We start from the raw sequence: 13,758 nt of genomic DNA on the forward strand, positions 1-13,758 counted from the left end.
CGCTGGGTGGCGGAGCCGCCCCAAATCATGCGACCTCATTTAACCAGACATACCGCATCAGCCGGATTTGCGACTGCTGCGCAGCCGATCGGGGATAAATCCCCTCGCCACAGAAGCACTCCCCACTGCGCGCAGGTATCTGTATAGAAGTTGTAACTGGGCGAACCGGATCATAGAAGTTAGAGTCTGATGGTTCACGCAGGCCGCGACTCATCACCTGCGCCTCATTCAAGGAGCCTTCATGCACACATTTCGCCGCAGCGCCGCCCTCCTCGCCCTGACCGTCGGCAGCGTCGCCAGCCTCCCGGCGCTGGCCGCCGATGAGCTGCACTACAACCAGATTTCCCTGCGCGCCGAAGTCAGCCAGGAAGTGGCCCGCGACCAGATGATCGTGACGCTCTACACCGAAGAGCAGAACACCGACCCGGCCAAACTCGCCGCCGCCATCAGCACCACCATGAACAAGGCCACCGCCCAGGCCAAACAAGTCAAAGACATCACCCTGCGCACGGGCAGCCGCAACAGCTATCCGATCTACGACACCAAAGGCCAGAAGATCACCGGCTGGCGCGAACGCGCCGAACTGCGCCTGGAAAGCACCGACTTCGCCGCTCTGTCCAAACTCACCGGCGAGTTGCTGACCGACCTGAAAATGGGCGGCATGGACTTCGCCATCGCCGACCCGACCCGCAAGGCCAGCGAAGACCAGTTGCTCAAAGAAGCCGTCACCGCCTTCAAGACCCGCGCCCAACTGGCCACCGATGCACTGGGCGGCAAGGGCTACAAAATCGTCAACCTGAACCTCAACAGCAACGGTTATCCACAACCGTACCTGCGCGCGCCGATGATGATGAAAGCCGCAGCCATGGATTCCGCACCAGTCACCCCGGAAGTCGAAGCCGGCACCAGTCAGGTCAGCATGACCGCCGATGGCTCGATTGAAGTGTTGATGCAGTGATTTGAGCTTGGCTGAATGAAGGACCGGCAATCAGCAAATGGTTGCCGGTTTTTTTGTGTCCGGGTTTTGTAGTGAAGGATCCACCGCTATCGCGAGCAGGCTCGCTCCCACAGGTTGAACGCATTTCCATGTGGGAGCGAGCCTGCTCGCGAAGAACGATGACGCGATCTCAAGCGTGCGGATCAACCCGATCCAGCGCCCGATTCACCGCCAGCTCCGCCAGCATGATGATCTGCTGAATCGCCAGCGCCGTATTGCGCTGCGGCCTACCAAGCTGATCGGCGAAATCGCTGGCCAGCGTATTGGCTGAAGCAAGGGACTCACAGGCGTGAGCCAGCAGGCTTTCGGTGTCGATGTCGGGCCGGATCAAAAACATCGTGCTGGGTGGATGGGGTTTGCCGGGTGGCGGGCAGAGATAGAAATCGAGGGCACGCTTGATGGCTTCGCGGTTCTTCGCGAAATCGTCGGCACGCAGCGCGGCTTCAAGGGGGGTTGAGGTTTCTTCGGGTGGGTCGGGGACTGGTTTGCTCATGCGCTTCACCTATGAGGTTGAGCCATCTCGATGCCGTTTCTCACACGACGAAGAGGTGGCAGCTTTGTGCGGGGTGAGAAAACCGGTCATAGGCACCCGGCCGGACATAGGCCCGCCCGCACAGAGCCGCCATAACGCACTTGCAGGCAGCAAACTTGCTGGCGGCAATTATGCGGACCTGGGCACTGAATGACTATGAATGTCGGGTTCTCACACCCGATCGCTGAACAACCAGCGACGACCCAAGCCTAGAGAGCGCACGTCCGACGGACAACCTGAAAACCTTGTGGGAAGGTTCTGGCTGTTTCGCAGCGGATTTAAACAGCCAAAAAGCAAACCCTCACCCTAACCCTCTCCCAGAGGGAGAGGGGACTGACCGAGGTGTTTGGGGGAGATACGCCAATGTGAAACTCCGAGTTGAACTCAGGATTTGAAAAGCACACAAATCAGCCCCCTCTCCTCGGGGAGAGGGCTGGGGTGAGGGGCAAATCCACAACAAAAATAACGCCGAACACCCGCTCTTCACCACTCAATAGGCCGAGTGTCAGCTCGCCTGCTCTTGATCTTGATCCACCGGCGACGTCGGAAGGCTGAGTGGAGGGATTGATCCGGGTGTGGGAGCGCAGCGACCGTTCGACGAAGTCGAACACAGCGGAAGGAGGTGCAGCGAAGCAAACCGGAGCCGCTGCGCCCGGATCAGTCCCGGAGCGAAGGAACCCGAGCCTGCGAGGGCCGAACGCAGGAGCTAGCGTTTTGGGTTACCTTTTTGGCGTTTGAAAAAGGTGACTCGCCGTAAGGGCGAAACCGCCAGCCGCCACACCGCAAAAAACGGATATTCACCTAAACCAACCAACACCCTGGTCGGCCCAAAGGCCGCCAAGGTGCCACCAATCGAAACACCCAGTTGCACCAAGTAAAACTCCCCAATCCCTGCCCCAATCCACCCCACCAAAGCCCACCGCGAAAACCCCTCAACCCCGCCCATCCCCAAGGGTATAAATAAGTAACACCAAGCCCCACCCAAGCGCACCCGACACCTCCAGCGCACCATTTCAGTGCCTCGAATGCACCGCAAAAACCACCCGCAAACGGTCAAATGCGTCAAAAGTTATACGGATGCGACATTAAGGTACGTTCGTGCCACCGTTTAACGCCGCCGACCGCTCTGGATCTTGCATTGGGTATGGGGCCTGCATAAGTATCCGCAGGCACGACTCACGAGGTCGTACCTCACAACTAAAAAATGACAACAAATCATGAGGCCAACATGCTTAAACACGCGGTCATTCCGTTTCTAGTCGGCGCAGGCTTGTTAGCCTCCGCACCTTTCGCCACCGCTGCGACTAACCTGGTGTTCTGCTCCGAAGGGAGCCCGGCCGGTTTTGATCCAGGCCAGTACACCACCGGAACCGACTTCGACGCCTCAGCCGAAACCATGTTCAACCGCCTGACCCAGTTCGAGCGCGGCGGCACCGCCGTGATTCCTGGTCTGGCGACCAAGTGGGACATTTCCGACGATGGCCTGACCTACACCTTCCACCTGCGTGAAGGCGTCAAGTTCCATACCACCCCGTATTTCAAGCCGACTCGTGAATTCAACGCCGACGACGTGCTGTTTACGTTCAACCGCATGATCAACAAGGACGACCCGTTCCGTAAGGCGTACCCGACCGAATTCCCGTACTTCACCGACATGGGGATGGACACCAACATCACCAAGATCGATAAAGTCGACGACCACACCGTCAAGTTCACTCTGAAAGAAGTCGACGCTGCGTTCATCCAGAACATGGCCATGAGCTTCGCTTCCGTGCAGTCCGCCGAATACGCAGCGCAACTGTTGAAAGAAGGCAAACCCGCCGACATCAACCAGAAGCCGATCGGCACTGGCCCGTTCGTATTCAAGAGCTACCAGAAAGACTCGAACATCCGTTACACCGGCAACAAGGATTACTGGAAACCTGAAGACGTGAAGATCGACAACCTGATCTTCGCCATCACCACCGACCCGTCGGTGCGTATCCAGAAGCTGAAAAAGAACGAGTGCCAGGTCACCCTGTTCCCGCGTCCGGCCGATCTGAAAGCGCTGAAAGAAGACAAGTCGCTGAAGATGCCGGATCAGGCTGGCTTCAACCTGGGCTACATCGCCTACAACGTGATGGACAAGGTCAAGGGCAGCAACGAGGCCAACCCGCTGGCTGACCTGCGCGTGCGTCAGGCGCTGGACATGGCCGTGAACAAGCCGCAAATCATCGATTCGGTTTACCAGGGCGCGGGCCAACTGGCCGTCAACGCCATGCCGCCGACCCAGTGGTCCTACGACACCACCATCAAGGATGCCAAGTACGACCCTGAGAAAGCCAAACAGCTGCTCAAGGAAGCCGGCGTCAAGGAAGGTACCGAGATCGTCCTGTGGGCGATGCCGGTGCAGCGTCCGTACAACCCGAACGCCAAACTGATGGCTGAAATGCTCCAGTCCGACTGGGCCAAGATCGGCTTGAAAGTGAAGATCACCAGCTACGAGTGGGGCGAGTACATCAAGCGCTCCAAAGGTGGCGAGAACCAGGCCATGATCATTGGCTGGAGCGGTGACAATGGTGATCCGGACAACTGGCTCAACGTTCTGTTTGGCTGCGACTCGCTGAGCGGCAACAACTTCTCCAAGTGGTGCGACAAGAAGTTCGACGGCCTGGTGAAAGAAGCCAAACGCACTACCGACCAGGGCAAGCGCACCGAGCTGTACAAACAGGCGCAACACGTCCTTAAAGATGCAGTTCCAATGACACCTATCGCTCACTCGACGGTGTATCAACCCATGCGCGCCAACGTGCAGGATTTCAAGATCAGCCCATTTGGCCTGAATTCCTTCTACGGCGTCAGCGTCAGCAAGTAAGACATTGCAACGGCGGCGTTTCTGACGTCGCCGTTGCTTTATCTACCGGGAAAAAAGGAAAAGTCCTACACCCAAATCCGCCGCAGATGATTGCTTCGGTATAGGCGCGTCGACTTTTCCTACGAGCATTAAGGCAATTACGTATTTACTGCCAGAGGCACGGTGCCTACCGTCGCGTACTGACCAGTGTCTGCGTGGGCCACCGGTTTTGCCGTACGTATTTGGATTGAGCTCAATGCGACCAGAAAGTCCCGGGATCGGGATCCAGGTGCATTGCATAACACTAAAAAAAGAGGGAGCGTCATGCGCCATACCTTGGTTTTTTCCGCACTGTTGGGCGCCGGCCTGTTGGCCGCCACGTCTGCAAGCTACGCCGCCAGCGACAGCCTGGTGTTCTGCTCGGAAGGCAGCCCGGCGGGTTTCGATACCGCGCAATACACGACGGCCACCGACAACGACGCCGCCGAGCCGCTGTACAACCGCCTGGTGGAGTTCGAAAAAGGCGCGACCAATGTCGTACCCGGTCTGGCAACCAAGTGGGACATTTCCGAAGATGGCCTGAAATACACCTTTCACCTGCGTGAAGGCGTGAAATTTCACACAACCCCTTACTTCAAGCCGAGCCGCGATTTTAACGCCGACGACGTGCTGTTCACGTTCAATCGCATGCTCGATGCGCAACAGCCGTTCCGCAAGGCCTATCCCACCGAGTTTCCGTACTTCAACGGGATGAGCCTGAACAAGAACATCGCCAAGGTCGAGAAGACCGGGCCGCTGACCGTGGAGTTCACGCTCAACAGTGTTGACGCCGCGTTCATCCAGAACATCGCCATGAGCTTCGCCGCCATTCTGTCTGCCGAATACGCCGACAAGCTGCTGGCCGACGGCAAGCCGAGCGACATCAATCAGAAGCCGATCGGCACCGGACCGTTCGTGTTCAAGAGCTACCAGAAAGACTCGAACATCCGTTACACCGGTAACCCGCAGTACTGGGATCCGAGCCGGGTCAAGCTGAAGAACCTGATTTTCGCGATCAACACCGACGCGTCGGTACGTGTGCAGAAGCTCAAGGCCAACGAGTGCCAGATCACCCTGCACCCGCGTCCTGCCGATGTTGAAGCGCTGAAGGCCGACCCGAAACTGCAACTGATTTCCAAGCCAGGCTTCAACCTCGGCTACATCGCCTACAACGTGCGCCACAAGCCGTTCGATCAACTGGAAGTGCGTCAGGCGCTGGACATGGCGGTGAATAAACAGGGAATTCTCAACGCTGTTTATCAAGGCGCCGGCCAACTGGCCGTCAACGCCATGCCACCGACCCAGTGGTCCTACGACGACACCATCAAGGACGCCGCCTACAACCCGGAAAAAGCCAAGGAACTGCTCAAGGCCGCCGGCGTGAAAGAAGGCACCGAGATCACCCTGTGGGCAATGCCGGTGCAGCGTCCGTACAACCCGAACGCCAAACTGATGGCCGAGATGCTCCAGTCCGACTGGGCCAAGATCGGTCTGAAAGTGAAGATCGTCAGTTACGAATGGGGCGAGTACATCAAGCGCACCAAGAACGGCGAGCACGACGTCAGCCTGATTGGCTGGACCGGTGACAACGGGGATCCGGACAACTGGCTGGGCACGCTGTACAGCTGTGACGCCATCGGCGGCAACAACTACTCCATGTGGTGCGATCCGGCTTACGACAAGCTGATCAAACAGGCCAAGGTCGTCACCGACCGCGACCAGCGCACCGTGCTTTATAAACAGGCCCAGCAATTGCTTAAACAGCAAGTGCCGATCACGCCTGTCGCCCACTCGACGGTCAACCAGCCGTTAAGCACCCGGGTCGAAGGATTCAAAGTCAGCCCGTTCGGCCGCAACGTGTTCTCGGGTGTCAGTATCGATTAAACCAACCGATTAGCCGCAATGCTGAGGGGAGCCGTCTACTCCCCTCACGCAAGCGCTTTGCCTAAATTCGCCAATCCGGCTTTTTGCAAACGTTTGCGATGTGTGAACGAGTTCTAAACCAATAACCGGCATACCAAAAAAAGCCGGGATAAAAAGAAAGTAAAGGAGCTTCACCCATGAAACTGAGCAGCACCGCGATACTGGCCCTGGCCATCAGCAGCATCACCGCCACGGCTTATGCGGAAACCCAGAGCCAGGCGTTCACCCCGGTGACCGTCAACACCAAGAGCGCCCAGGCTGAGGCCACTGGGTTCGTCGAAGGACAGTCGATCACCGGTACGACACGTAACTGGTACGCCAACGAGCAACTGAAGCGCGGCGGCAAATTCTCCTATAAAAAAAATGGTTCTCCGGCCGAAACTGACCGTCGGATCAACTGGGTGCAAGGGACCATCGTCAAGTACAACTCGGGTTTCACCGAGGGCACTGTAGGTATCAGCACCGAAGTTGCGGCATATAACGCAATTGCGCTTGAACGTGATCGTGAAAATCTGGCTTCCGGAAATGGCGGCGCCCCAAAGACGGGCGTGGGATCGGGTAACAACCGCACCCTGACGCACAAGAATAACGGTGAAGCCGTAGATCAGTGGAGCAAGGTAGGCCTTGCCAACATCAAGGCGCGCGTTTCCAACACCACTCTGACTGCCGGTCGTATGAGCTTCAGCAGCCCGCAGGTCGACGTGATCGGCAACCGTGCACTGCCTTCGAGCTTCGAGGGTGTCTCCCTGCACAGTGAAGAGTTGAACAATATGTCCTTCGACTTGGCCACTTTTGATCGCGTCTCGCCACGATCGGAACAAAGCCTGCAGAAATTCCGCGCCGAGTATGCCAACGGCCGTGTCGAATCCGACAAGGTCAACACCGCCGGTATCAGCTATCAGCCGCTCGAAAGTCTGAAAACCAGTCTATGGGGCACGCAAGTTGAAGATCTGTGGAACCAGTACTACTTCGGCGCCACCCATGAACTGGGTGACAGCAGCGTCCTCGCCCTGACTACCGGTTTCAACTACTACAAAACCGTCGACGAAGGTAAGAAGCTGCTGGGCGACATCGACAACGACACCTACTCGCTGTCGTTCGGACTGACCCACCAAGCGCATAACCTGACCTTCTCCTACCAGCAAGTAAACGGTAACGAGTACTTCGATTACCTGCACGAGACTAACGGTATCTACCTAGCCAACTCCCTGCTGTCGGACTTCAACGGCCCGAACGAGAAATCCTTCCAGGTTTCATACGCCATCAATATGGCCGAGTACGGTGTGCCGGGCCTGAAATTCAACATCTATCAAGCTCGCGGCTGGGGAATCGATGGCACGCACTACAACGGCAACAAAGGCGTTGAAGGCAAAGGCTACGACGGCATCCAGGAACAGGATGGCGAGCACCACTATGAATACGGCATCGGTGCGACCTATGCGGTACAAAGCGGTCCTCTGAAAGCCACCACGATTCGCGGCACCTACACAGCCCACCGTGCGAGCGAGTTCCAATCGGACGGCAGCATCAACGAGTTCCGCCTCGTAACCACCATCCCGTTCAACATTCTGTAAAAACGCCAACCAACGGCTGACTCATGATGAGTCGGCCGTTCGGTTTTCTGTCTTCAACCGATTGCAGAGGGTTATCGATGAAAATGCTTCCCCTACGTGCGGCCATCGCGGCTGCGTTGCTGAGTGTCGCTGTCGGCGCCTCGGCCAAACCCTTGGTGGTCTGCACCGAAGCCAGCCCGGAAGGCTTCGATATGGTCCAGTACACAACTGCAGTCACGGCGGACGCTGTGGCCGAAACCATCTTCAATCGCCTGGCCGATTTCAAGCCCGGCACCACCGAAGTGATCCCGGCGCTCGCCGAGTCCTGGGACATCAGCGAAGATGGCCTGACCTACACGTTCCACCTGCGCAAAGGCGTCAAGTTTCACACCACCGAATATTTCAAGCCGACCCGCGACATGAACGCCGACGACGTGGTCTGGAGCTTCCAGCGTCAACTGGACCCGAATCACCCGTGGCACAAACTGTCCAGCGTGGGCTTCCCGTACTTTGAAAGCATGGGCTTCAAGGAACTGCTCAAAAGCGTAGAAAAAGTCGACGACAACACGGTCAAGTTCACCCTGACCCGCCGCGAAGCGCCGTTCCTGGCCGACATCGCCATGGCGTTCTCGTCGATCTACCCGGCCGAATACGCCGACCAGTTGCTCAAGGCCAACAAAACCGGCGATCTGAACAACAAGCCGATCGGCACCGGCCCGTTCATCTTCCAGCGCTACGCCAAGGATGCGCAGGTGCGCTTCAAGGCCAACCCGGATTATTTCCGTGGCAAGCCACCGGCCGACGCGTTGATCCTGGCGATCGCCACCGACAACAACGTGCGCCTGCAAAAGCTCAAGGCCAACGAGTGCCAGGTCGCGCTGTATCCGAAACCGGATGACATCCCGAGCATCAAGAAAGACAGCAACCTGAAAGTCGACGAGCTGGACGCGATGACCGTTTCGTACATCGCCATGAACACCCAGCACAAGTACATGAGCGACGTACGCGTGCGCAAAGCCATCGACATCGCGTTCGACAAGGAAGCCTACGTCAACGCGCTGTTCGGCAAGGGCAACGCGTCGGTGGCGGTCAACCCGTACCCGCCGACCCTGCTCGGCTACAACCATGATCTGAAAAACCCGCCACGCGACCTCGACAAGGCGCGCGCGCTGCTCAAGGAAGCCGGGGTTCCGGAAGGCACTACCTTCACCCTGTTCACCCGTAACGGCGGCGGTCCGACCAACCCCAACCCGATGCTTGGCGCGCAAATGATGCAGGCTGACCTGGCGAAAGTCGGGATCAAGATCGACATCCGCATGATGGAATGGGGCGAGATGCTCAAGCGCGCCAAGGCCGGCGAGCACGACATGGTCTCGGCCGGATGGGCGGGCGACAACGGCGACCCGGATAACTTCCTGACGCCTATGCTCAGTTGCGAGGCCGCCAAGAACGGCGAAAACTACGCACGCTGGTGCAACGAGAAATTCCAGGCACTGCTGGATGAAGCGCGGGCTAAAGTAGATCCGGCCGAACGCGCCGCGCTCTACGAACAGGCTCAAGTGCTGTTTAATCAGGACCAGCCATGGATCAGCATGGCCCATACTCGGATGTTCACTGCAATGCGCAACAATGTAGAGGGCTACCACATCAGCCCTCTCACCACTAATAACTTCGCCACCACCCAGGTGAAGTAGATAAGAAACGCCCGGCGTCCCTTACCTGAGGGACGCCGGACACGCCTAACCGGCTGATGAGGTACCACACAAGATGTTTAGTTTTATTGCCCGCCGACTGGGGTTGTTGATCCCCACGTTTTTCGGCATCACCTTGCTGACTTTCGCGTTGATTCGCATGATTCCGGGCGACCCCGTGGAAGTGATGATGGGCGAACGTCGGGTCGACCCCGAAATGCACGCTCAGGCAATGGAACGCCTGGGGCTGAACAAGCCGCTGTATGCCCAGTATCTGGACTACATCGGCAAACTGGCCCAGGGCGATCTCGGTGAGTCGTTGCGTACCCGTGAAAGCGTGTGGACCGAGTTCACCTCTCTTTTCCCGGCGACCCTGGAACTGTCCATGGCCGCCCTGCTGTTCGCTGGCATCCTCGGGCTTCTGGCCGGGGTGATCGCGGCACTCAAACGAGGATCGCTGTTCGACCACGGGGTGATGGGCATCTCCCTCGCGGGCTATTCGATGCCGATCTTCTGGTGGGGCCTGATCCTGATCATGTTCTTCTCGGTGAGCCTGGGCTGGACCCCGGTGTCCGGGCGCATCGACCTGCTGTATGACATCGAGCCGAAAACCGGCTTCATGCTGATCGACACGCTGCTGGCCGATGACGTCGGCGCGTTCTTCGACGCCCTGCACCACCTGATCCTGCCGGCCATCGTGCTCGGTACCATTCCGCTGGCGGTAATCGCGCGGATGACCCGTTCGTCGATGCTCGAAGTGCTGCGCGAAGACTACATCCGCACCGCCAAGGCCAAAGGCCTGTCGCCGTCGCGCGTGGTGTTCGTGCACGGTCTGCGCAATGCGCTGATTCCGGTGCTGACCGTGGTCGGCCTGCAGGTCGGCACGCTGCTGGCCGGTGCGGTCCTGACCGAAACCATCTTCTCCTGGCCCGGCATCGGTAAATGGCTGATCGAAGCCATCGGCGCCCGAGACTACCCGGTGGTGCAAAACGGCATCCTGTTAATCGCCTGCCTGGTGATTCTGGTCAACTTCGTGGTGGACATCCTCTACGGCTTTGCCAACCCACGCATCCGTCATCAGCGCTGAGGTCAATACCCATGAGCACTCCAACATCCTCAGTAGCCACCGCCACGTCCGCCGTGGATCAAAGCCTGCTGTACCCGTCGCCGTACAAAGAATTCTGGCAAGCGTTCTCGAAGAACAAGGGCGCCGTTGCCGGCCTGCTGTTCATGCTGCTGATCATCTTCTGCGCGATCTTCGCGCCGTGGGTCGCGCCGCATAACCCGAGCGAGCAATACCGTGACTTCCTGCTGACGCCGCCGGCGTGGCTCGAAGGCGGGCAGATGCAGTTCCTGCTCGGCACCGACGAACTCGGCCGTGACCTGCTGTCGCGTCTGATCCAGGGCTCGCGCCTGTCGCTGCTGATCGGCTTGTCGTCGGTGGTGATGTCGCTGATTCCGGGGATCCTGCTGGGTCTGTTTGCCGGTTTCTTCCCGAAAGTGGTCGGCCCGACCATCATGCGTCTGATGGACATCATGCTGGCCCTGCCGTCGCTGCTGCTGGCCGTGGCAATCGTCGCCATCCTCGGCCCTGGCCTGATCAACACCGTGATCGCGATTGCCGTGGTTTCCCTGCCGTCCTACGTGCGTCTGACCCGTGCCGCCGTCATGGGCGAACTGAACCGCGACTACGTCACCGCCGCGCGTCTGGCCGGTGCCGGTCTGCCGCGCCTGATGTTCATCACCGTGCTGCCCAACTGCATGGCGCCGCTGATCGTGCAGGCAACCCTGAGCTTCTCTTCGGCGATTCTCGATGCCGCCGCACTGGGCTTCCTCGGCCTCGGCGTACAACCGCCAACCCCTGAGTGGGGCACCATGCTGGCCTCGGCCCGCGACTACATCGAACGCGCCTGGTGGGTGGTGAGCCTGCCTGGTCTGACCATTTTGCTCAGCGTGCTGGCAATCAACTTGATGGGCGACGGCCTGCGCGATGCGCTGGACCCGAAACTCAAGAACGCCGCCTGAGGAGATTCAAATGTCACTGCTAGAAATCAAGAATCTCAACGTCCGCTTCGGCGACAAGACCGCGACTCCGGTGGTCGACGGCCTCGACCTGAAAGTCGACAAAGGCGAAGTATTGGCCATCGTTGGCGAGTCGGGTTCGGGTAAATCCGTGACCATGATGGCGCTGATGGGCCTGATCGAGCACCCCGGCATCGTCACCGCTGACTCGCTCAGCTTCGACGGCAAGGACATGCTCAAGCTGAGCAATCGTCAGCGTCGGCAGATCGTCGGCAAAGACCTGTCGATGGTCTTCCAGGACCCGATGACCGCGCTGAACCCGAGCTACACCGTCGGTTTCCAGATCGAGGAAGTGCTGCGCCTGCACCTGAAAATGTCCGGCAAGCAAGCGCGCAAGCGTGCCATCGAACTGCTGGAAAAGGTCGAGATCCCGGGCGCCGCCAGCCGCATGGACGCCTACCCGCATCAACTGTCTGGCGGTATGAGCCAGCGCGTCGCGATCGCCATGGCGATTGCCGGCGAGCCGAAACTGTTGATCGCCGACGAACCGACCACGGCGCTGGACGTAACGATTCAGGCGCAGATCATGGATCTGCTGCTGGCGTTGCAGAAAGAGCAGAACATGGGCCTGGTGCTCATCACTCACGACCTCGCGGTCGTGGCTGAAACGGCCCAGCGCGTCTGCGTGATGTATGCCGGCCAGGCCGTGGAAGTCGGTCAGGTGCCGCAACTGTTCGACATCCCGGCGCACCCGTACAGCGAAGCGCTGCTCAAGGCGATTCCCGAGCACAGCCTCGGCGCCTCACGCCTGTCGACCCTGCCGGGCATCGTTCCGGGCCGCTACGACCGTCCGCAGGGGTGCCTGCTGTCGCCGCGCTGCCCGTACGTGCAGGACAACTGCCGCACCCAGCGTCCGGGCCTTGATCCGAAAGCCAACAGCCTCGCCCGCTGCTTCTACCCGCTGAATCAGGAGGTGGCGTAATGGCCGTCGTACTTACCGCCCGCGACCTGACCCGTCACTACGAAGTCTCCCGTGGCCTGTTCAAGGGCCACGCCACCGTGCGCGCGCTCAACGGCGTGTCGTTCGAACTGGAAGCCGGCAAGACGCTCGCCGTAGTGGGTGAGTCGGGCTGCGGCAAATCCACCCTCGCCCGCGCCCTGACGCTGATCGAGGAACCGTCATCGGGCTCGCTGCAGATCGCCGGCCAGGAAGTCGCCGGCGCCGACAAAGCCGAGCGCAAGCAACTGCGCAAAGACGTGCAGATGGTCTTTCAGAGCCCGTATGCGTCGTTGAACCCACGGCAGAAAATCGGTGATCAATTGGCCGAGCCGCTGCTGATCAATACCAAGCTGTCGGCCACCGAACGTCGCGAGAAAGTCCAGGCGATGATGAAGCAGGTCGGCTTGCGGCCCGAGCATTACCAGCGCTATCCGCACATGTTCTCCGGCGGTCAGCGCCAGCGTATCGCTCTGGCGCGGGCAATGATGCTGCAACCGAAAGTGCTGGTCGCGGACGAACCGACTTCGGCACTGGACGTATCGATTCAGGCCCAAGTGCTGAACCTGTTCATGGATTTGCAGCAGGAGTTCAACACCGCCTACGTGTTCATCTCGCACAACCTCGCGGTGGTGCAGCACGTGGCCGATGACGTGATGGTGATGTACCTCGGCCGCCCGGTGGAACTGGGACCGAAAAACGACATCTACGAGCGCCCGCTGCACCCGTATACCCAGGCGCTGCTGTCGGCGACCCCGACGATTCACCCGGACCCGAACAAGCCGAAAATCAAGATCGTCGGCGAACTGCCCAACCCGCTGAACCCGCCACCGGGCTGCGCTTTCCACAAGCGCTGCCCGTACGCGACCGAGCGTTGCACCACGGAAGAACCGCTGTTGCGTGAGCTGGATAATCGGCAGGTGGCCTGCCACTACGCCGAGCAGTTTCTCGACGGCGCGGCGTAGGCCCACGAAATATCTCATGTGGGAGCGAGCCTGCTCGCGAAGGCGTCATTTCGGTCAACATCATCGGTGACTGATTAACCGCTTTCGCGAGCAGGCTCGCTCCCACAGGGAATTCGTGTTGATTCAAGAGTTCACGCGATAACAAAACCCCTTCCACCTCCATTGCGCATCAGTCGAGGCAGAAGGGGTTTTTCTTTGGCCGGCGA

General features: G+C 59.2%; 10 protein-coding genes. 9 read left to right on the top strand and 1 reads right to left on the bottom strand.

Annotated elements, in window-relative coordinates; genetic code table 11:
* Positions 1-241: 241 nt before the first annotated feature.
* Entirely contained in the window at positions 242-958 is a 717-nt protein-coding gene (locus AB4N48_RS20385) for an SIMPL domain-containing protein (protein ID WP_016771714.1), read from the top strand.
* A gap of 169 nt (positions 959-1,127) precedes the next feature.
* Here the strand turns inward: AB4N48_RS20385 and AB4N48_RS20390 are convergent, their stop codons facing one another.
* Complete coding sequence (locus tag AB4N48_RS20390; RefSeq protein ID WP_273528982.1) at positions 1,128-1,490, bottom strand: DUF6124 family protein; 363 nt, start codon at positions 1,488-1,490, stop codon at positions 1,128-1,130.
* 1,267 nt (positions 1,491-2,757) lie between these two features.
* Here AB4N48_RS20390 and AB4N48_RS20395 point away from each other — a divergent pair.
* The 8 genes from AB4N48_RS20395 to AB4N48_RS20430 all read left to right on the top strand — a co-directional run bounded on the left by AB4N48_RS20395 (position 2,758) and on the right by AB4N48_RS20430 (position 13,552).
* Entirely contained in the window at positions 2,758-4,383 is a 1,626-nt protein-coding gene (locus tag AB4N48_RS20395; RefSeq protein WP_041477957.1) for an ABC transporter substrate-binding protein, read from the top strand.
* A gap of 303 nt (positions 4,384-4,686) precedes the next feature.
* Positions 4,687-6,285 carry an ABC transporter substrate-binding protein gene (locus AB4N48_RS20400; protein ID WP_041477956.1) on the top strand — a complete coding sequence of 533 codons (1,599 nt, stop codon included), beginning with the start codon at positions 4,687-4,689 and terminating at the stop codon, positions 6,283-6,285.
* Between the two features lie 176 nt (positions 6,286-6,461).
* Entirely contained in the window at positions 6,462-7,898 is a 1,437-nt protein-coding gene (locus AB4N48_RS20405; RefSeq protein ID WP_460094223.1) for an OprD family porin, read from the top strand.
* Between the two features lie 77 nt (positions 7,899-7,975).
* The gene (locus AB4N48_RS20410; RefSeq protein WP_460094224.1) at positions 7,976-9,571 is read left to right on the top strand and encodes an ABC transporter substrate-binding protein; all 1,596 of its coding nucleotides are present in this window, start codon (positions 7,976-7,978) and stop codon (positions 9,569-9,571) included.
* Between the two features lie 73 nt (positions 9,572-9,644).
* Positions 9,645-10,655: an ABC transporter permease subunit gene (locus AB4N48_RS20415; protein WP_016771720.1), complete on the top strand. Its 1,011-nt coding sequence runs from the start codon at positions 9,645-9,647 to the stop codon at positions 10,653-10,655.
* An 11-nt stretch (positions 10,656-10,666) separates the two neighbouring features.
* Complete coding sequence (locus tag AB4N48_RS20420; RefSeq protein ID WP_016771721.1) at positions 10,667-11,593, top strand: ABC transporter permease subunit; 927 nt, start codon at positions 10,667-10,669, stop codon at positions 11,591-11,593.
* Between the two features lie 10 nt (positions 11,594-11,603).
* The gene (locus AB4N48_RS20425) at positions 11,604-12,572 is read left to right on the top strand and encodes an ABC transporter ATP-binding protein (protein WP_016771722.1); all 969 of its coding nucleotides are present in this window, start codon (positions 11,604-11,606) and stop codon (positions 12,570-12,572) included.
* The gene (locus AB4N48_RS20430; RefSeq protein ID WP_016771723.1) at positions 12,572-13,552 is read left to right on the top strand and encodes a peptide ABC transporter ATP-binding protein; all 981 of its coding nucleotides are present in this window, start codon (positions 12,572-12,574) and stop codon (positions 13,550-13,552) included. Before AB4N48_RS20425 ends, AB4N48_RS20430 begins: the two co-directional genes overlap by 1 nt.
* The last annotated feature ends 206 nt before the right edge of the window (positions 13,553-13,758 follow it).

The sequence above is a fragment of the Pseudomonas sp. S2_C11 genome, from assembly GCF_054668395.1.

Coding starts and splice junctions, on each gene's coding strand:
- AB4N48_RS20385 (WP_016771714.1), top strand. CDS start 242: ATGCACACATTTCGCCGCAGCGCCGCCCTCCTCGCCCTGACCGTCGGC.
- AB4N48_RS20390 (WP_273528982.1), bottom strand. CDS start 1,490: ATGAGCAAACCAGTCCCCGACCCACCCGAAGAAACCTCAACCCCCCTT.
- AB4N48_RS20395 (WP_041477957.1), top strand. CDS start 2,758: ATGCTTAAACACGCGGTCATTCCGTTTCTAGTCGGCGCAGGCTTGTTA.
- AB4N48_RS20400 (WP_041477956.1), top strand. CDS start 4,687: ATGCGCCATACCTTGGTTTTTTCCGCACTGTTGGGCGCCGGCCTGTTG.
- AB4N48_RS20405 (WP_460094223.1), top strand. CDS start 6,462: ATGAAACTGAGCAGCACCGCGATACTGGCCCTGGCCATCAGCAGCATC.
- AB4N48_RS20410 (WP_460094224.1), top strand. CDS start 7,976: ATGAAAATGCTTCCCCTACGTGCGGCCATCGCGGCTGCGTTGCTGAGT.
- AB4N48_RS20415 (WP_016771720.1), top strand. CDS start 9,645: ATGTTTAGTTTTATTGCCCGCCGACTGGGGTTGTTGATCCCCACGTTT.
- AB4N48_RS20420 (WP_016771721.1), top strand. CDS start 10,667: ATGAGCACTCCAACATCCTCAGTAGCCACCGCCACGTCCGCCGTGGAT.
- AB4N48_RS20425 (WP_016771722.1), top strand. CDS start 11,604: ATGTCACTGCTAGAAATCAAGAATCTCAACGTCCGCTTCGGCGACAAG.
- AB4N48_RS20430 (WP_016771723.1), top strand. CDS start 12,572: ATGGCCGTCGTACTTACCGCCCGCGACCTGACCCGTCACTACGAAGTC.